Source organism: Marinobacter lipolyticus SM19, from assembly GCF_000397065.2.
Taxonomy (GTDB): domain Bacteria; phylum Pseudomonadota; class Gammaproteobacteria; order Pseudomonadales; family Oleiphilaceae; genus Marinobacter; species Marinobacter lipolyticus.
Genome location: NZ_KE007306.1, coordinates 411,256 through 430,930, shown reverse-complemented (window position 1 = coordinate 430,930; position 19,675 = coordinate 411,256). Strand labels below are relative to the sequence as shown.

The following is a 19,675-nucleotide window of genomic DNA, read 5'->3' as shown; positions in this document are numbered from 1 at the left end:
TTCTTTCTCTGTATTCCGCAAAGTCGTTATCCTGCGTCCTTTAACTTAGGGAAGCAGGGTGTATGGACTGGCAGGGCTGGTTTGCGTTGAGCCTGGCAGGCTTGGCGCTGATTCTCATGAGTGTAGGGCGGTTTGGCCCTCATCTGGTGATGATGGGGGTGCTTGTTGTCCTGAGCGCCAGTGGTATCGTTACCGCTGACCAGGCCCTGATGGGGTTCAGTAACAGCGGCCTTATTACGGTTGTCGCCATGTTCGTGGTTGCGGCCGGCATTCATCATTCCGGTGGTGTTGACCTCGTGGTCCACCATCTTCTGCGCTCACCCAAGAGTGTTCGTTCTGCTCAGGCACGGATTGCGTTGCCGGTGTCTCTCCTCAGTGGTTTCCTCAACAACACACCCGTTGTGGCGACCATGATTCCGGCGGTTCACGCCTGGTCCCGGAAAATCGGTATTTCCCCCTCCAAGCTGATGATTCCCCTCAGCTATTCAGCGATCCTCGGTGGTACCCTGACACTGATTGGCACCAGTACCAATCTGGTGGTCAACGGCCAGTATCGCGAGTTGACCGGTGAAGAGGGCTTCTCGATTTTCTCCATCACCGCGGTGGGCCTGCCAGTGGCGGTGATTGGCATTTCGTTAATGTTGCTGGTGTTGCCTCGGGTTCTTCCGGACCGCAAAGATCAGCAGAAATTTGGCTCCATGCGCGAGTTTACCCTGGAAGTGGCGGTTGCTTTTGACGGCCCCCTCGTTGGCAGGAGTGTCGGGGAAGCGGGTTTGCGGGAGCTGGAACGGCTGTACCTGGTCGAGATCGAACGTGATGGCAGCGTGGTGACCGCTGTGCCGTCAGAAGAACGGCTTCAGGGCGGTGACCGCCTGGTATTCGCCGGCGATACCCAGGCGATCTCAGACCTGCTGCGGATCAATGGCATTGTGCCCTCGGTACACGATGACGAACCCAGCCTCAGTAAGGACCGCGCGGAACGCCGTCTGGTAGAAGCGGCGCTGTCACCGCAGTCTGAAGTGCTGGGTCTGACGATTCGTGATGCCCGTTTTCGTGATCGTTATGGTGCGGTGGTGCTGGCCGTTGCCCGTGGCGGTGAACGAGTATCAGGGAATCTGGGCAATATCCGCCTGAAGCCCGGCGATGTGCTGTTGCTGGAAGCACGACCGGCGTTTGTGACCCGGCAGCGGTACAACAAGGACTTCCTGCTGATCAATGACCTTGAAACCGAGACCCCAAGGCATGACCGTGCCTGGCTGTCCTGGGGTATCCTGCTGGTGCTGGTCGTATCGGCGGCCTTTGGGCTGTTGAGTATGTTAAACGCCGCCCTGATGGGCGCCGCACTGATGATTCTCAGTGGTTGCTGTTCTGTTGGCCAGGCGCAGAAAGCGGTGGATGTTCCGGTGGTGCTGACCATCGCGGCCTCTTTTGCCCTTGGTGCGGCCCTGGAGCAGACCGGTGCTGCCGGATATATGGCCGAGGGTATCCTGGGGGTGAGTAGCGGTCATCCCTTGCTGACCATCTTCCTGGTGTACTTCACTGTTTCAGTGCTGACCGAAGTTATTACCAATAATGCGGCAGCGGTTCTGGTGATTCCGGTGGTGTTATCGATGACCAGTTCGCTCGGTGTGCCTGCCGAACCGTTTGTGATCGCCGTGATGATGGCTGCGTCGGCAAGTTTTGCCACCCCCCTGGGCTATCAGACGAATATGATGGTGTTCGGTCCCGGGGACTATCGCTTTATGGATTTCGTGAAGGTAGGTTTGCCAATGAACGTCTTTATCGGATTTCTGACGGTGGCAGTCATTGCTCTGGTTTATGGCATCAGCCCTGTTGCATGACGTTGTTGATCGAGTTTGCAATAAGGTCGCAACAGAGCACCCTCAGTCCCCCCTGGCAGTAATAGCCCAGCGACAGGGTGACACACATATAGGCGCCGGTAATGCAGAGATAGGGTGTTGTGACCTGCAGCAATTCCGGCTGCGCGATGGCCTTCCTCAGATACTGTTGACGATACCAGTCCGCGCTGGTGGTGCTCTCCAGAGGGCGGAATCGTGGGTCCAGGCTGCCGGCTATGGCTTCAGAGACCAGGGTGTCCTCAATCTGGACACCCCTGTCATCCACCAGATAGCACCGGGAAACGGCAGGGTGCGCAAGCAGTTTTAGGCAGGCCTGTTGCATATCGACACCCTTGTTCAGCCTTGTGATGGCTTCACGGAAGTCGTCGGAGAAGGTGTGAATCAATTGGTGGGTGGGATCTCGGGTGACCAGGCTCTGGCTTTTGTACTCGTTGAGCAGGACATCAAGGTCTGCCGCTCCGCTAGAAATCTCCTCCAGCCGGATGCTGGGCCTCCTGAAGTAGAAACCCTGAACAAAATCCACGCCGGCATCAACGGCCATGAGGGCCTGATCCCGTGTCTCCACGCCCTCCAGTAGTACCAGGCAGCCGGACTGGTGCAATAGTGAAACGATGCCGTTGAGGATTTGCCGCGCCTTGTCGTCCTCGGTGGCCCGAGTCAGCAGTTTCCGATCCAGTTTCACGATGTCCGGAGAAAGGTTCCAGATACGCTCAAAGTTGGAGTGGCCGGCGCCGAAATCATCAATGGCGGTCAGGCAGCCGAGTTTCTTGTGGTAAGCCACCGTCTCCCGCAGTTTGTCGGCATCATCGGTAGGCTGTTCCACGATTTCAATGACAATGCGATGCGGTGGCAGACCGGTTTTCTTCAGTAACTGCCCGAAAAATGAATCGGCCTGGGTGCCGCTGGTGACCACCTGTGGTGATACGTTCAGGAACAGCCAGTTAAGTTGGTCGTGAAACCCTGTGTAGTTGCGGATGTGGAGGTAGCGGCAGAGCCGGTCAAGCAACAGATTTTCTGCATTGGAGGCAGGCAGCTGGAACAGGTGTATCGGTAAGACGGCGGCGTTGTCGGTGTCGAATGGCCGCACCAGTGCTTCGTAGCCGATGATCCGTTTATGGGAGAGGCTGTAAATCGGTTGCAGCGCTGTTTTCAGGGTCAGGCCCTGGTAGTCTGCTGTCCACGAATCACCTTCCTGGTTGAGCATGGGGGACAGCAAATCAATATCAGGCGCTGTCAGCTTTTCAGGGAGGGATTGTGACATAGGCGGTACTGAATCTATAGACGAATGCATCGACACGGCCAAAAGCCGATCGAACTGTAAATACAGATACAGGCGCCATCTACAAACTGGGTGGGGCGACCCTGTGTTGACGGAAAGGGTGCCAAAAACGTCGGGGCTTTGCTACTGAAAAATGCAGATAAGAGCTAATCTCGCTTGATTAAGCGCTCTATGAGCTGGAAGGGAACATTCCGGCGGCCCGGGAGCAGGCCGCCAGGGAATCAATTGTTGCTCGGGATTACAACACTTTCGTCAAATTCAAGTTCCATGGTCACACCTCTTGATCAATGATTCACCCAGACCGGGTATTGAGTATGTAGGAAGTCTATCTTTTTCATGATTTCCGGCAATCCGTAAAACCCGTATCAGACCAAAGGCATAGCTCCCGGGTTACAGTGACCCCGATTTCTGAAAGTCTTCAGGGGCATCGGAAACTTAGTGAGGTCTTCTCGGTCAGAAAAACTGATCCAGGCAAGCAAAACATTTCGGTTGGTTTTAGTACCACGTCTTCCTAGACTGTGCTCCGGAATTCAGATTGATCAGGGAATGAGGTTCTCCACGTTATGCAAGTCCGCAATTCTTCCAGCCAGTTTGGAATCGTCAGCATCGTTGTGCACTGGCTGGTGGCCGTTACCGTATTCGGGCTTTTCGGGTTGGGTTATTACATGGTGGGGTTGTCATACTACGACGACTGGTATCGCCTGGCGCCGCATATTCATCGCAGCCTGGGTATCCTGCTGTTTATGGTCGTATTGTTTCGGGTAGTCTGGCGGATTGCCAACCCTGTTCCAGAGCCCCTGTCGACCCACACCCGTTGGGAGGTCATTTCTGCCCACGTTGCCCATGGTCTGCTCTACATCCTGTTGTTTGTCGCCATGGTGAGTGGTTATCTCATCTCGACCGCGGACGGATCGCCAATCCAAGTGTTTAACTGGTTCGAAGTGGTGTCCATAACCGGACAGATAAAGGGTATGGAGGATGTGGCCGGAGATATCCATTACTGGAGTACCTGGGCCATCGTCATTCTTGCCGGCCTGCACGCTCTGGCTGCGATCAAGCACCATGTTCTGGAAAAGGACAATACCCTACGTCGCATGTTGGGTGTTGGCCGCTAACGGCTGACCCCGGAATTCAAGTTACCGTATGCCCGTGTCGGGCTTTTTTCACAAAGGGAGATCATTATGAGAAAACTGTTGCTGGCTTCTGCTGTATCCGTGGCCATGGTTGCGGGCGTTCAGGCGTCTGAACATAGCGGCACCTATGCTTTTGATACCGAGGGAAAGCACCAGTTCGTAACGTTCAAGATTTCACATTTGGGTTACAGCTGGCTGTATGGTCGATTCAATGAATTTGACGGACAGTTTGTCTTCGATGCCGAGAATCCGGAGAACAGCTCAGTTGAGGTCACCATCAACCCCGGCAGCGTTGATTCCAACCACGCGGAGCGTGACAAGCACCTGCGCAGCGAGGATTTCCTGTATGTGGATGAATATCCGCAGGCAACCTTCAAGAGCAAGCGGGTGGTTCTGGATGACGATGGCGACGAGGCCGACATCATCGGTGACCTGACCTTGCGTGGTGTAACCAAAGAGATCACCCTGGAAGCCGAGTTGGTGGGCCATGGGGACGATCCCTGGGGCGGCTATCGCATGGGGTTTGCAGCTGAAACCGAACTGAAGCTGTCCGATTTCGGTATTCCAATGGATTTGGGCAAAGCCTCTGAAACTGTCGAGATCGAGATTTCGGTGGAAGGTATTCGTCAGTAATAGTGGTATTGATGTCGGGCTGGCGTTTCGTCAGCCCCCATTTTCCCCAGTAAACAGTTTAACCTGAATGCGCTTTTTCCCTCCATATCGTTCCACCCCGCTACGACATAAATGACGTTGCCGCCAGAACTGGGCAATGAAAATCACCAGCCAGATCAGCAGTCCGGCCCATAGATAAGGCTCTGCCATCTGAAAGGTGCCGCTGATGGCAAATTCAACGAGCAGCATCAATGCCAGGGCGAGCACCGCATTCACCATCGCGGTGACCATGGCCTGCCCACAGGCTTTCATATTTGGTTTCATAGTGTTCCGCTGGTTCAGAGTTGAAAACGGTCATCTATTCACTGCGGGGAGCATACGGCCAGCATTAAAGACTCTCCATGCGGGAATTCCGCTATTGGAAACCGGTGTTCCTGCCATCCTGATGTCCGGGTCTGGAGATATTACGCCTTGGTTGTTGGTGTATCGGGGCCTGCGTCCATATAATGTGCGCTCAAACTCAGGGCCGGACAGTTCCGGTCAAGGGCAGGCACAGCCAGCAGAATTCACAACAGGTAAAAAGAGGCATCCATGCCAGAGTTCCAGACAACGGATGAAGGCTTTGAGCGGGTTTCACTCAGGGACTACACGGAAAAGGCCTATCTCGATTACTCCATGTACGTCATCCTCGATCGCGCACTCCCAAACGTCGGGGACGGTCTCAAACCGGTTCAGCGGCGTATTGTGTACGCCATGTCAGAGCTCGGTCTCAAGTCCACCTCCAAGTATAAAAAGTCTGCCCGTACCGTGGGCGATGTGCTGGGTAAGTTTCATCCTCACGGTGACAGCGCCTGTTATGAAGCCATGGTGTTGATGGCGCAGCCATTCTCCTATCGCTATCCGCTGGTGGATGGTCAGGGCAACTGGGGGTCTCCGGATGATCCCAAGTCTTTTGCCGCGATGCGTTATACCGAATCCCGACTGGCATCGTTTGCCGATGTTCTGCTGAGTGAGCTGGGGCAGGGGACTGTGGACTGGGTGCCTAACTTTGATGGCACGATGGATGAGCCCTCGGTGTTACCGGCTCGGTTACCCCACGTATTGCTTAACGGCACCACGGGCATTGCCGTGGGCATGGCCACAGACATTCCCCCCCACAACGTCAGGGAAGTGACAGCAGCCTGTATTCGTTTGCTGGATCAGCCCGAGTCTACGGTTGACGATCTGTGTGAACACGTAAAGGGACCGGATTTCCCGACCGAAGCTGAAATCATCACCCCGAGAAAAGATATCCGCCAGATGTACGAGACCGGTCGTGGTTCTTTGCGGATGCGGGCCCGCTGGATTCGGGAAAGTGGTGAGATAGTGGTGACTGATCTGCCCCATCATGTGTCCGGCGCGCGGGTACTGGAGCAGATAGCCCAACAGATGCAGACAAAGAAGCTGCCCATGGTGGCGGACCTGAGGGACGAGTCGGACCATGAAAACCCGACCCGCCTGGTGATCGTGCCGCGCTCCAACCGGGTAGACCTGGATGGCCTGATGGCCCATCTGTTCGCCAGCACCGATCTGGAGAAAACTTACCGGGTAAACATCAACGTTATTGGTAATGACGGTCGTCCGGCGGTGAAAGGCCTGAAGACGATGTTGACGGAGTGGTTGAGTTTCCGTCGCACCACGGTCACCCGTCGTCTCCAGCATCGCCTCGATAAGGTCCTGGCAAGACTGCATCTTCTGGAAGGTCTGCTGATTGCCTACCTGAACATTGACGAAGTCATCGAAATTATCCGCACCGAGGACAAGCCCAAGGCTGAGCTGATGTCCCGGTTCGGATTGTCGGCAGAGCAGGCGGAAGCAATCCTTGAGCTGAAACTGCGGCATTTGGCAAAACTCGAGGAAATGAAGATCCGCGGTGAGCAGGACGAGTTGTCCGCGGAGCGGGATGAGCTGCAGGCCATCCTGGGCTCTGAGGATCGACTGCGCGAGCTGATCAAGGCCGAATTGCAGGCGGACGCGGAAACCTATGGGGATGACCGGAGGTCTCCCATTGTTGAGCGTGAGGAGGCGAAAGCCTTCAGCGAAATTGATCTGGTGTCCAATGATCCGGTTACGGTGGTGCTTTCCGAAAAAGGCTGGGTGCGTGCGGCCAAGGGCCACGATATTGAGCCGGAGGGATTGAACTATAAATCCGGTGATCGGTTTGCCATGGCGGCAAAGGGCCGGCAAAACCAGCAGGCGGTGTTCCTGGATTCCACCGGGCGGGCCTATGCCCTGATGGCGCACAGCTTCCCCTCTGCCCGGGGTCAGGGTGAGCCGCTGACCGGGCGTATCAACCCGCCATCGGGCGCGACTTTTTCTGGGCTGTTGATGGGTGAGCCCGCACGCAAGGTCCTGCTGGTCACGGATGGTGGCTATGGTTTTGTCACTTCGCTGGAAGACATGATCAGCAAGAACCGTAACGGCAAGGCGGTGGTTAGCGTTCCCAAAGGGGCCAGGATCATGCCCCCGGTTGAGGTGCCGGTGACTGACAAGCAGCTGTATCTTGGGGCGATCTCCAATGAAGGGCGGATGCTGGTGTTTCCGTTGAGTGAGCTGCCGGAGCTTGCCAAGGGTAAGGGCAACAAGATCATCAGCATTCCGTCCGCAAGAGTTCAGAATCGCGAGGAATACGTCGTCGCGGTGGCGGTGTTCGCCGAAGATGATAGTCTTGAGATTCGCGCCGGCAAGCGCAAGATGGGCTTGCAGTTCAGTGACCTTGAGCACTACCTGGGCGAGCGTGGTCGACGTGGTCACAAATTACCGCGAGGTCTGCAACGGGTGGATGCCATTGAGGTAACGTCGGCTGCCGGTAACGGCACAGAAGAGGAGTCTTCCGACAGTGAGTGAACTGGTCCTGATCAATGTTTCCGGGCGTGACAAGCCCGGTCTCACGTCGGAAATTACCGGGATTATGGGGCAGTACGATGTCCGTATCCTCGATATTGGCCAGGCGGTGATCCATGATCACTTGACGTGGGGCATTCTTATTGAGATCCCCGACGCCTCCAAATCGTCTCCGGTTATCCGTGACTTGTTGTTTCGACTGCATGCTCTTGACCTGCAGGTGCGTTTTGCACCGATCACGGAGGCGGAGTACCAGACCTGGGCAGCCGCCAGGAACCGTGCCTGCTATATCGTTACCTTGCTGTCCCGTGATATCAAGGCCGAACAGATCGCCCGGGTTTCGGCGATCACCGCTCGACATGGCCTGAATATTGATAACATTACCCGGTTATCGGCCCGTCCCTCCCTGAACCCGGCCGAGAATCGGATTGCCTGCGTGGAATTCTCCGTGCGGGGAACACCGTCGGATCTGGAACAGCTCAGAGCGGACTTCCTGCATATTGCCGGTGAAATGAACGTGGATATCGCCTTCCAGGAAGATTCGATCTTCCGTCGCAACCGGCGCCTGGTGGTATTCGATATGGACTCCACCCTGATTGAAGCCGAGGTCATTGACGAGCTCGCTCTTGAAGCGGGTGTCGGCAAGCAGGTCGCGGAGATCACTGAACGCGCCATGCAAGGGGAACTGGATTTCAGCCAGAGCTTTGCCGAGCGCCTGGCTCTGCTCAAAGGGCTGGATGAAGCCGTACTGGAGGGCATTGCCAGCCGCCTGAGGCTGACTGAAGGCGCGGAACATCTGATCAGCCGACTAAAGTCCCTGGGGTATCGCACCGCGATCCTGTCCGGTGGCTTTACCTACTTTGCGCGTCATCTCCAGCGCAAGCTCGGCATCGATTATATCTACGCCAATGAGCTGGAAGTCGAGAATGGTAAAGTCACTGGCCAAGTGTCCGGCCAGATCGTCGACGGTAAGCGCAAGGCTGAACTGTTGCTGGAGATTGCCGAGAGAGAACATATTTCCCGGGAACAGGTAATTGCTGTGGGTGACGGTGCCAACGACCTGCCGATGCTCAGTCAGGCTGGCCTGGGTGTTGCGTTCCGTGCCAAACCCCTGGTCAAGGAGTCGGCCCGGCATTCCATCTCCACCCTGGGGCTGGACGCCATTCTTTTCTTGATTGGCTATCGGGAAAACGAAGAGCATTGATAGTGAATCGATGGGTGGGTCTCCACCCATCGGTCTCTCCTCCGTGGGTGATAAACCACCCAAAGCTTCTTTCTACTCTGAAATAAATCCTTAAAAAACAATGCTGTAAATAGTTGGCTTGCCGGTTGCTTTGATGGGTTTGCCGGAGTCCTGCTCGACTCCGGGATACTCACAACAATGACCAATTGGGGAGCACGCCATGAGCAATCGTCTGAATCACACCTTCATTGCCCTTACCGCCACTGCACTGATGACCGGTTCCGTACTGGCCCAGGACCGGTCCGACTGGCCGGAAAACTTTACCGTTGGCACCGCCAGTCAGGGTGGCACCTATTTCGCCTACGGTTCCGGATGGGCGAACTTCATTGCCGAAAATCTTGGGGTCTCCGGCGGGGCCGAGATTACCGGCGGGCCGGTTCAGAACATGGCACTGGTGCATACCGGTGACCTGGGCTTTGGTCTGGTAACCATGGGGCCTGCCCGGGAAGCTGCCGATGGTAACAGCCCACTGATGCCGGGGATGAAGATGGACAATGTCTGCGCCATGTTCCCCATGTACCAGACGCCTTTCTCCATCACCGTGCTGGCGGATTCCGGTATCACGTCGATCTCTGATATTCCTGATGGTGCCCGCATTGGTTTTGGTCCCGCCGGTTCCACATCGGATTCCTACTTTCCCCGGATGATGGACACCCTGGGTGTGGAATATGAGCGCCGCAACGGCAGTTGGTCCGACCTGGGTGGACAACTCCAGGACGGTCTGATCGATGTGGTGGCCTTCGCTGCCGGTATTCCGATTCCCGCAGTCAGCCAGCTGGAAGTGCAGTCCTCCATCAACATTATCGAATTCAATGACCAGGAACTGCAGGCGGTTACCGATGCCTTCCCGGTGTCGCCTTTCAGCATTCCTGAAAGCACCTACCAGTCCCTGTCGGACGATTCCCAGGCGGTCTCCATGTGGAACTTTGCTACCGCTAACTGTGAGCTGCCTGAAAGCTTCGTGTACGAGATAACCAGGCTGACCATGGAAAACAACGACAAGATGGTGTCGATCCACAAGGCAGCGCGCACCAGTGTCCCGGAAAACTATGTCAACAACACCGTACTGCCCTGGCATCCCGGTGCTGCTCGTTGGTTTACCGAGAACGGCTACGCCATCGAACCTGACATGATCAAGTAATCTCATCCGGGGATCTGCTATGACTACCTCATCTCAACAAAACCAGGCGCCGGGTCCCACTACCGGTGCTGACGATGAACTGCTTGTCCATGGAGTGGATGATGAACCGGTAGAGGCGAACCGTCGTCTCTACCGCCACTGGTTACTCTGGGCGGTGACGCTGTTTGCCATCGCATACTCGGCATTTCACCTGTATACCCTGAATATTTCGCCACTGGAAACCTGGTCATTCCGTATCGTGCATGTGTGTGGCGCTCTGATTCTGGGGTACCTGTTGTTCTCGGGTGCGGCTTTCAGCGAAGGCCGCACTCCCGCTGGCCGGCGCTGGACAACCCTGGCAGCTGGTGTGTTGTTGCTGCCTGCTGTATACGCCCTGGTACAGACTGGGCGGATGTATGAGATGGTGCAGGGTGGTGCCATGCGACTGCCTGTGGAACTCGAGACCTGGCACTTCGGGTGGCCGCTGCTGGCGGCCACCGGTCTTGGGATTATGGTGAGCTGGTTTCATCGCCGTGACCGTGCCCGATTCAGTGTTCCGGATCTGGTGCTGGTGATATGCTCCATTGCAGTCGCCAGCTACCTGCTGGTGGTCTACAACACGCCCATGCGAATGACCACTGGTACGTCCTTTGCGCCGCTGGGAATCTCCTTTGCGGCAGTCGCCGGTACTGCCCTTATCATGGAGATGACCCGCCGGGTGGCCGGGCTTGCCCTGGTGGCCATTGCCCTGATTTTCCTTGGTTATGTATTCGCCGGGCCCTACCTGCCGGGTTTCCTGAGCTATCCGGGGCTTTCCGTTCAGCGTTTCTTCAGCCAGGTATACACCGATGCCGGTGTGTTGGGGCCCACCACTGCGGTGTCCTCCACCTACATCATCCTGTTCATCATCTTTGCGGCCTTTTTGCAGGCGTCGAAAGTGGGTGACTATTTCGTCAATTTTGCCTTTGCGGCAGCAGGGCGCTCCCGGGGTGGTCCTGCCAAGGTTTCCATCTTTGCGTCCGGGCTGATGGGCATGATCAACGGCACCAGCGCAGGCAATGTGGTGTCCACTGGCTCCCTGACGATTCCGTTGATGAAGAAAGTGGGGTATCGCAAGCAGACCGCTGGCGCGGTTGAAGCCGCCGCCTCCACCGGCGGGCAGATCATGCCCCCGATCATGGGTGCTGGCGCCTTCATCATGGCGGAGATTACCGGTATTCCCTATACCGAGATCGCCATTGCGGCCATCATTCCGGCCATTCTGTACTTTGCATCGGTATACTTCATGGTCGACCTGGAGGCCGCAAAAACCGGAATGAGAGGCATGCGCTCCGATGAGCTGCCATCCCTGAAGCGGCTGGCGCGGCAGGCTTACCTGTTTGCTCCCATCCTGATCCTGATCGTCTCCCTGTTCATGGGTTATTCGGTGATTCGGGCCGGTACCCTGGCCATGGCTTCCGCGGTGGTGGTGAGCTGGCTTTCACCTCACAAAATGGGCTTCCGTTCTATCCTCAAGGCACTGGAGTTGTCGGGCATTATGTCGGTGCAGATCATCGTGGTGTGCGCCTGTGCGGGCGTCATCGTCGGGGTGATTTCGCTGACGGGTGTCGGCGCCCGTTTCTCCTCCCTGTTGTTGGGGGTTGCGGAAACCAGTCAGTTGCTGGCTCTGATCTTCGCCATGGGCATCTCGGTGCTGCTGGGCATGGGTATGCCCACCACGGCGGCCTATGCTGTTGCTGCGTCTGTGGTGGCTCCGGGTCTGGTGAAACTGGGCATTGATCCTCTAACGGCGCACTTTTTCGTGTTCTACTTCGCTGTGGTGTCTGCCATTACGCCTCCCGTAGCTCTGGCGTCTTATGCAGCGGCGGGGATCTCCGGGGCCAACGCCATGGGGACGTCGGTGGAGTCGTTCCGAATCGGTCTGGCGGCGTTCATCGTACCGTTTATGTTCTTCTACAACGGTGCCCTGTTGATGGACGCCGGTGTGCTGGATATTGCGCGGGCTCTGATGACCGCCCTGGTGGGCGTCTACCTGCTGTCCTGTGCCGTGCAGGGCTGGCTCCTGCGCAGTCAGGCGGCGACCGTTGTTCGTCTGTTGCTGCTGGTGGCGGCAATGATGATGATTGCCGGTGGGCTGGCTACGGATCTTGGCGGTGTGGCCTTTGCCGTCGCGGCTTTCCTGCTCCAGAAGAAGCAGGCCAGCCCCGGTCTTGCGGCCCGGGTATAACGGTAGGCCGGTCGCTTATGGCTCTTGTCGAAAGCGACCGGCATAATGGCAACCATGACCGAACAACCTGGTTTTCCCGATTGATGATGGCACGTTACTGGTTAATTGGACTGTTCATGATTGCTGCCATCCTGTCCTGGCAGCTGGGGACCTGGTCTGGTTATCAGTTGCTGGAACGGGAGAGTCTCAAGGAAGCGTTCCGCTACGGTCAGTTGGTGGACCGGGAACTCAAGCGCTATCGCCCCATCCCGGGGCTGATGGCCGAACATCCTGCCTTGCGCGAAGCTCTGGATAACCCCGGGGACCCTGGGCGGATTGCCCGTGCCAATCGACAGATGAAGCGTATGGCGGAGATTGTGGGCAGTTCGGATGTGTATCTGATGGACAGCAATGGACTGACCATCTCCGCCAGTAACTACGATCGGGCCGACAGTTTCATTGGTCGCAACTTCGATTATCGCCCCTACTTTTACCAGGCGGTTAACAGCGGCGAGGCGGCCCTGTATTTTGCCCTGGGGTCTACCTCTGACGTCCGCGGTCTGTATTTCTCCTATCCGATCCAGTCTCGAAGCAGGGAAGTGCTGGGCGTGGTTGCCGCTAAAGTTCCGGTGACCGAACTGGAATCTCAATGGCAGCGACCCGCAGCCTTTGCTGATGCGGAAATGGTCGTGCTGGACAGTAACGGGTTCAGCTTCCTTTCCAGCAGACAGGAATGGCTCTATCGCGATTTCAAGCCTGTGGACCATGTTGGCAAGGCGGATCTGGCGCGAGTTCAGAGTCGGTATCCCGGGCAATCCCTGAGCCCGATGGCCATCGAGTACCTCGGGTCCCCGATTGGCGTGTCCGAACGGTCTCGGCGGGTACGCATTCGCGATGGTGATCGCTGGCGGGAATACCTCAGTGTTCACACACCCTTGCCGGAATTGGACTGGGGGCTGGAGGTCATGTTGGGGACGCGTCAGGTGTTGTGGAGCCAGCTGAGCTTCCTGTCGATGGGGCTCGTACTGTATCTGGGCATTGTGCTGACCTGGCTTTATCTCAAGGAGCGCTATCGAAGGGAGAGGGAGCTGGCCCAGCGCGGTGTCCAGCTGGAACGTCGGGTTGCGGAACGCACGGCCGACCTGGAGGCATCCAATCAGAAGCTGCTCATGGAAATCCGGCAGCGGGAAGATGCTGAGAGGGATTTACGGGAAATTCAGCAGGAACTGATCCAGGCGGCCAAGCTGGCGGTACTGGGGCAGATGTCCGCCGGTCTCAACCATGAGATGAACCAGCCACTGACGGCGATTCAGTCCTATGCGCGTAACAGTCAACGGTTCCTGGAGCGTGGCGATACCGAGACCGTCAACGCCAACCTGACGGAAATCCAGACTCTTTGTGGCAAAATGGCGGAATTGACCCGGCAGTTCAAAGTCTTTGCCCGTAAATCCGAGGGGCGTCCCGCCAGTATCGATCTGAGGCAGGCAGTGGATGCCGCGCTCAAGATTGTCCGGGCGCAGGAAAGCAGTGAGGGAGTTGCGGTGCAATGGCAACGTCCTGATTTTCCGGTGTTGTGCCATGGTGACCTGATTCGTATTGAGCAGGTGATGGTTAATCTGATGACCAATGCCCTACATGCTGTGGAAGGCACTTCCGCCCCAGGCATTCTGATTGATATCGAGGATGGTGGGGAGTATTGGCAATGTCGGGTCCGGGATAATGGTCCGGGGCTTCCCGGCAACTCCGAGCAGATCTTTGAGCCGTTCTTTACCACCAAGTCCATGAAGCAGGGGCTTGGGTTGGGGCTGTCCATTTCAAGGCAGATCATGGAGGCCCTGGGCGGCCGCCTGATCGGGCAGAATCGGGAGGATGGACCGGGAGCGGAATTCATCCTGACAGTGAGCAAGCGTGAGGCAGTGGAATGACCAGGCCGGCAGTGGTGTTTATCGACGATGACCCTGACATCCGTCAGGTGATGGCCCAGACGCTGGCCCTGGCCGACATGAAAGTGGTGTGCCACGCCGATGGTGAGTCGGGACTGGCTGATATCGATAGTGACTTCGACGGCGTGGTGTTGTGCGATTACAACATGCCCGATATGGACGGGCTGGCGGTGCTTGAGGCGGTTCGCCAAAGGGATGAGGCGATTCCGGTGATCATTCTGACCGGGCAGGGGGATATCAGCACGGCGGTCAACGCCATGCAGCAGGGCGCTTACGATTTTATCGAAAAGCCGTTTGACCATGATGAGCTGATCGAGCTGCTGCGCCACGCCCAGGAGAAACGTCAGCTGGCGCTGGAAAATCGTCGGCTGAAAGCCCAGTTACGACACCTCGCGAGCCCGGGGCCAAGGCTGCTTGGTGATTCCACGGCCATGCGCCGGGTGCTGGCCACGATTGAACCGGTGATGGCGACCTCTGCCAATGTGTTGCTGAAGGGAGAAACCGGCGCTGGTAAGGATGCCATTGCACGCTTCATTCACGAAAACAGCCCCCGCAGTCAGGAAAAGTTCGTCGCCATCAACTGCGGTGCAGTGCCGGAGAATCTGATCGAGAGTGAGTTGTTTGGTCACGAGGCCGGAGCGTTTACCGGTGCTGATAAGGCTCGGATTGGAAAGTTCGAGTACGCCCATCAGGGCACACTGTTCCTGGATGAAGTGGAAAGCATGCCACAGGCCCTGCAGGTCAAGTTGCTGCGGGTGCTTGAGGAGCGCAAGGTTGAGCGATTGGGGAGTAACCGGCCACTGGATGTGGATGTACGGGTGATCGCGGCTACCAAGGCGGACTTAAAGACGCTTAGTAACGACGGACAGTTCAGGGCAGATCTGTACTATCGTCTTAATGTTGTTCAGGTTGACATTCCGCCACTACGGGACCGCAAGGAAGATATTCCCGTGCTGTTTCATCACTTTGCCCTGGTGGCTGCCGCCCGCCATGACCGTGAAAGTATTCCCATTGGCGCCGCCCAGGCCGCCCGGCTGATGCAGTATGATTGGCCGGGCAATGTCCGTGAGCTGAGGAACCTGGCGGAACGTTACGTGCTGATGGGGCCTGTGGCCCTGGCGGGCAATGACGAGGGCCTGATGCCCAATGTGCCAGGGCAGCAGAGCTTGGCGGAGATGGTGGACGGTTTCGAGCGTTCAGTGATCGCCAGTGCCCTGAATGCCTGTCAGGGGAGTATCAAGGGCACCATGGAGCTGCTCGGATTAGCCAGAAAAACTCTCTACGATAAAATGAAGAAACACGGTCTGGACAAGGCCGAGTTCAGGGAGTGACCCTCAACGGGCAACGGGGATTACTGATCCCCGAAGTCGTAGTTCATTTCTGGCACCGGTGCCTGCAGGTAGTAGCCCTGAATGTAGTTCACCCCGGCCTGCCAGAGCGTGGCCAGTACACCGGCATTCTCAACCAACGGAATGATGGTCAGTTTGCCAGCGCTTTGCAGGCTCTTCACCATCTCCTTGACCCCTTCCTTGGCCTCATCGCTTTTCTGGATTTCTTCGGTGAAGGATCCGTCAATCTTCACGTAGTCCACGTTGATGTGTTTCAGTGTGTTGAACGGGTTCAGGGCACAACCGAACTGACAGATGGAAAGCTTGCAGTGCAGTTCGTGAATGGCCTTGGAGAAGTCCTTGGCCTGCTTCATGTAATTGTTGGCGTCTCCCTCGCGGATCTGGAAAATCAGCGAGTCGCCGGGCAACCTGGCAGCCTTGAGGGCAACACTCAGCCAGGAAGTGAAGGTCTTGTCTTCCAGGGTTTCTGCGGTAATGTTCAGGAACAATCGGGTATCGTGGCCCCGGGAACGGTGGCTGGAAAGCTGCTTGATGGTTTGCAGAATCACCCACCGGTCAATCTTGATCGACATGTCGGTAGGTCCGACCGGTGGCAGGAAATCGTAGGGCGAGACTTCCTCGCCATCCTTGTCCAGCATCCTCACGAAGGCTTCGTAGTGTTCCTCGCCTTCTCCCCTCAGGTTGATGATGGGCTGGAACAGCAGGCGGAAACGATTCTCATCCAGAGCCTTCTGAATCGCTTCTGCCGAATTGGTGTCGTCCAGGGCTTCGTAGTCGGTCGGATTGTAAATCAGTACACCGTTGCCCTGCTCGTGGCCATCTTTCTTCTTGAGTTCGGCCGAGGCCGTATGGGCGCGCCCAAGGACGTCCGGTGCTTTCGGAGAGTTCTCGGTCACCGCTGCCACACCAATGCTCAGTGTCACCGGGACCGTTCGACCGTTGATATCAAACAAGTGATTTTCTACGGTTCTGCAAAGCTCTTCACACTGGCTGGCCAGCTCTTTTTCGTCGCCGGGCTGGCATAGCAGGCAGAAGGCATCGTCACTCAAACGGGCCAATGTTGCGCCCTCGGGGGCATGCTCCCGCAATATGTTGGACAGGTCGCCAAGCAGAAGATCCGCGCCGGCAATGCCAACCCGGCCCTTCAGGCTCATGAAATTGTCCAGCGCAATATAGGCGAGGGCGCCACTTTCGTTGTTCTTGCCGGCCAAGGCGACGGCCTGACCCAGGGCGTCCATCAGGTATTGCCGGTTATACAGGCCAGTGAGCAAATCCTGACTGCTTATCTGGCGCAGTTTTTCTTCCAGCTCAGCATCGCTGTGTTCTGGCTGGAGTACGATCTGGGTACACGCCTCGCCGTCGTATGTGGCCGACGATACCGACATGACAACGTTCAGTTCGTGGTCATCGCTGCGACGGGCGACACAGGTCAGGGTCATGCCGTCTTTGCCGCTTTCGGCAAAGGACTTCATGAACTCTTTGTACCGGTCCTGGCTATCCGGGGTCAGGGTATCGAGAACGGGAATGCAGATCAGTTCATCAATATCTTCGTGGCCGAGGAACTCCAGGTAGGACTGGTTGGCGTAGATGTGCATGCCGTCATTGATGTAGGCGATGGCATCCTTTGAGCTTTCAAGTAACAGCTGGCAGCGCTGTTCGGCTTCTCTGAGGTGTGATTCCAGAACCCGCCGGCGTCGCCTTTCGTCCAGCGCCGCCAGTTCCCGGTTGACCACGAGAACCAGTTGGTCAGTATATTCAAACGGCACGGTATCCTGGGCACCCGCACGCATCATCGAAACGGTTCGGTCCCTGTCGTATTCGCCGGTTAAAAGCACGAAGGGAATATCCTTGTCCATGCGGCGAATCATCGCCAGCGCGTCGTCTGCGCGGAACTCCTGATCGATATCACGGGCCAGTAACAAGTCCCAGCTACCGCTTTTCAGTGCTTCTTCCAGGTCTTCCTCGGAAGTAATTCGGTGAGCCCTGGTGGCTTTTCCGGAATTCCTCAACAGGCTGATCAGAGACTCAGCGTCATTTTGTGAGGGATCAAGAATCAGAAGGTGTACGGTGGCGTTCTTTTTCTGCATTCGTCAGACGTCTCGTGATACGCATGTACGGTGCCTCCCCGTCGATGGCACCCGAGGTGCTGAAGCTACAGGGAGGGCCACAGAGAGTCAAATTCATCCTCATTCGTGCCAGCCTGAGACCGCGCCGTGCCGGTGCTTAAGGCACTGCTATTCTGCAATTTCAGCTCAAACTGGCTGATACTGCCAGTGGCGGCCAGCTTTCGCGACAACTGGCCATTATCCTCGCGCCCGTCGTGAAGCAGTGATATACGGCTGCCAGCCTGAAAAGGCAGCTTCGGTGTAATCAGTGTCGCAGCCTGATTGACTACGCTGATTTCCGGCAACAACAATCCTCGGAGGTATTCGCTGCTGGCGCCGACTTTCTGGATGAGGCGAACACCGCAGGGGGCGGCGCTCGGCGCCAGTAGCTCGATGCCTATCTGTGTGCCCTTGTGCTTGATCTGACGAATCCAGCGTACCACGGCTATGCTCCAGGGGTGACTGGCGTGTTCCCTGACTCCGAGAATTTCGCCGGTCTGCAGCGTTGGGGGCACGTTGCTTTCCCAGGCAGCGCAATACCCCCCGGGACTGCTGTTTACGAGCAGGGCCTGGTGTGACGGTGGCCGTTGCTTCTTGCCGGTATCGTATTGAGGTAACTTGCCGGCACTGTTACGGAAATTGATCGGCGTATCGGAGGAGCTGGATCGATCTTCCAACGGGGCTGCGTCGTGTGCTTGAGCCCAGACATCCTCATTCGGGCGAGATGATGGCGAGGTGAAGGGGTTGGAAGTGTCATGCTGTCCGCTGTCATTGCCTCTGACGAATTCATGAAACTGTTTTTCACCGGCAACATAATAATGCGTGGCAGTCAGTCCAACACTGATCTCCAGCTTACCTTGGCTGGAGATGCGGTTGAAGTTGCGTTTGGCAAGAATGCCCAACGCCTGACTCAGGTGAGTCAACATGGTTTCGTTGGTTCTTGGAGGCAATTTCAGACCGCTTTTGTCCTGACCCCGCGCGAGTCCTGCCTGGAGTGCCTCTGACAGCATTTGCGACAGTTCAACGGTGTCAAAACCGAAGGTGTCACCATCAGGACCTTGTTCCAGAAGGCTTCGGTAGATCGGCGGGCTGTCTTGCTCCATGTTGACCGCGAACAGGCTGTCATCGCCGATGTCGGGGCCGCAGCGGACATGCTCCGTCCAGGTTTCAAACAACTCGTAGCTCTGTAGTAACTCGTTTTGTCGTAGCTGATTCGGACGTGCACAGCCCAATAGCAGGACGCGTTTGTAGGCATCTTCGACGGTACTGCTATGGCGGTGCGTCAGAGTGTTATCGTCAATGTCGATGCCGGCCAGTTTGTTGCGATAGGCAAAACGGAACAGCCGGTGACATTCCAGCCAGCTGTGCGGAGGGCTGGGACAGTAGAGCTGGTGGGCGCGAAGGATGGTGGCCGCCAACTCGGAGATTGCACGATGCACCGACAGGGCAACCGCTTTACGATTCTTGTCCAGGCTGCTGCTGTCCAGGAGTTCCTGTATGCACAGCTTATAGCCGCCAGCGGAGTGGAGCTGCAATGCCTGGGAAAGATTCGCGATCTTGCGCTGCTTTTCTGGTAGTGCCACTGACAGGCCAAGATAGTGGCGTGACAGTTCGGTACACACAAAGTGAATCTTTGGTCTCAGCATTTCCAGGAACTGCAGGCGCTGCTGGGGAGCAATAAAGAGATGATTCAACTCGATGATGGCATGGTACAGCTGGCGTGATGCTTCACCAATATTCGCCATCGGTAACTGGCTGACCCAGTTCCGGAAGGCTTTGGGAGAAGTCTCGCAAAACGAGAGGCTCGCCGTTCTTTGTTCGGGAACACGGAGTTCGGGTTTCAGAATCGTTCCTTCCATTCTTTTGCGCCAAGTTATACCAAGTTCTTGAACTGTAAAATAGCAAAGGTGGAACAGAAAGCGAGAAGTTCACGAGTTGACAAA

General features: G+C 56.6%; 13 protein-coding genes. 9 read left to right on the top strand and 4 right to left on the bottom strand.

Annotated elements, in window-relative coordinates:
* Nucleotides 1–62: 62 nt before the first annotated feature.
* Nucleotides 63–1,841 carry an SLC13 family permease gene (locus MARLIPOL_RS01950; RefSeq protein WP_012136378.1) on the top strand — a complete coding sequence of 593 codons (1,779 nt, stop codon included), beginning with the start codon at nucleotides 63–65 and terminating at the stop codon, nucleotides 1,839–1,841.
* On the opposite strand, the gene MARLIPOL_RS01945 is transcribed toward MARLIPOL_RS01950, so the two are convergent.
* Nucleotides 1,825–3,120 carry an EAL domain-containing protein gene (locus MARLIPOL_RS01945; protein ID WP_012136377.1) on the bottom strand — a complete coding sequence of 432 codons (1,296 nt, stop codon included), beginning with the start codon at nucleotides 3,118–3,120 and terminating at the stop codon, nucleotides 1,825–1,827. The genes MARLIPOL_RS01950 and MARLIPOL_RS01945 overlap by 17 nt on opposite strands.
* A gap of 581 nt (nucleotides 3,121–3,701) precedes the next feature.
* On the opposite strand from MARLIPOL_RS01945, the gene MARLIPOL_RS01940 reads away from it, so the two are divergent.
* Together MARLIPOL_RS01940 and MARLIPOL_RS01935 are read left to right on the top strand one after the other, a co-directional pair.
* The gene (locus MARLIPOL_RS01940; RefSeq protein WP_012136376.1) at nucleotides 3,702–4,253 is read left to right on the top strand and encodes a cytochrome b; all 552 of its coding nucleotides are present in this window, start codon (nucleotides 3,702–3,704) and stop codon (nucleotides 4,251–4,253) included.
* A 66-nt stretch (nucleotides 4,254–4,319) separates the two neighbouring features.
* Entirely contained in the window at nucleotides 4,320–4,904 is a 585-nt protein-coding gene (locus tag MARLIPOL_RS01935; protein ID WP_012136375.1) for a YceI family protein, read from the top strand.
* Between the two features lie 30 nt (nucleotides 4,905–4,934).
* On the opposite strand, the gene MARLIPOL_RS01930 is transcribed toward MARLIPOL_RS01935, so the two are convergent.
* Nucleotides 4,935–5,207, bottom strand: coding sequence for a hypothetical protein (locus MARLIPOL_RS01930; RefSeq protein WP_012136374.1), 273 nt, complete (start codon nucleotides 5,205–5,207; stop codon nucleotides 4,935–4,937).
* Nucleotides 5,208–5,474: 267 nt separating this feature from the next.
* Here MARLIPOL_RS01930 and parC point away from each other — a divergent pair, with 267 nt between their 5' ends.
* The 6 genes from parC (at nucleotide 5,475) to MARLIPOL_RS01900 (ending at nucleotide 15,609) form a co-directional block, all read left to right on the top strand.
* Complete coding sequence (parC, locus tag MARLIPOL_RS01925) at nucleotides 5,475–7,769, top strand: DNA topoisomerase IV subunit A (protein WP_012136373.1); 2,295 nt, start codon at nucleotides 5,475–5,477, stop codon at nucleotides 7,767–7,769.
* Complete coding sequence (serB, locus tag MARLIPOL_RS01920; RefSeq protein ID WP_012136372.1) at nucleotides 7,762–8,970, top strand: phosphoserine phosphatase SerB; 1,209 nt, start codon at nucleotides 7,762–7,764, stop codon at nucleotides 8,968–8,970. Before parC ends, serB begins: the two co-directional genes overlap by 8 nt.
* A 199-nt stretch (nucleotides 8,971–9,169) precedes the next feature.
* Nucleotides 9,170–10,150, top strand: coding sequence for a TAXI family TRAP transporter solute-binding subunit (locus MARLIPOL_RS01915; RefSeq protein WP_012136371.1), 981 nt, complete (start codon nucleotides 9,170–9,172; stop codon nucleotides 10,148–10,150).
* Nucleotides 10,151–10,169: 19 nt separating this feature from the next.
* Nucleotides 10,170–12,356: a TRAP transporter permease gene (locus MARLIPOL_RS01910; protein WP_012136370.1), complete on the top strand. Its 2,187-nt coding sequence runs from the start codon at nucleotides 10,170–10,172 to the stop codon at nucleotides 12,354–12,356.
* A gap of 17 nt (nucleotides 12,357–12,373) precedes the next feature.
* Complete coding sequence (locus MARLIPOL_RS01905) at nucleotides 12,374–14,260, top strand: sensor histidine kinase (RefSeq protein WP_012136369.1); 1,887 nt, start codon at nucleotides 12,374–12,376, stop codon at nucleotides 14,258–14,260.
* Nucleotides 14,257–15,609: a sigma-54-dependent transcriptional regulator gene (locus MARLIPOL_RS01900; RefSeq protein WP_012136368.1), complete on the top strand. Its 1,353-nt coding sequence runs from the start codon at nucleotides 14,257–14,259 to the stop codon at nucleotides 15,607–15,609. Before MARLIPOL_RS01905 ends, MARLIPOL_RS01900 begins: the two co-directional genes overlap by 4 nt.
* A 20-nt stretch (nucleotides 15,610–15,629) precedes the next feature.
* Here the strand turns inward: MARLIPOL_RS01900 and MARLIPOL_RS01895 are convergent, their stop codons facing one another.
* Together MARLIPOL_RS01895 and MARLIPOL_RS01890 are read right to left on the bottom strand one after the other, a co-directional pair.
* Nucleotides 15,630–17,714 carry an EAL domain-containing response regulator gene (locus MARLIPOL_RS01895; RefSeq protein ID WP_012136366.1) on the bottom strand — a complete coding sequence of 695 codons (2,085 nt, stop codon included), beginning with the start codon at nucleotides 17,712–17,714 and terminating at the stop codon, nucleotides 15,630–15,632.
* Nucleotides 17,715–17,779: 65 nt separating this feature from the next.
* Nucleotides 17,780–19,591: a hypothetical protein gene (locus MARLIPOL_RS01890; RefSeq protein WP_036190278.1), complete on the bottom strand. Its 1,812-nt coding sequence runs from the start codon at nucleotides 19,589–19,591 to the stop codon at nucleotides 17,780–17,782.
* Nucleotides 19,592–19,675 lie beyond the last annotated feature (84 nt).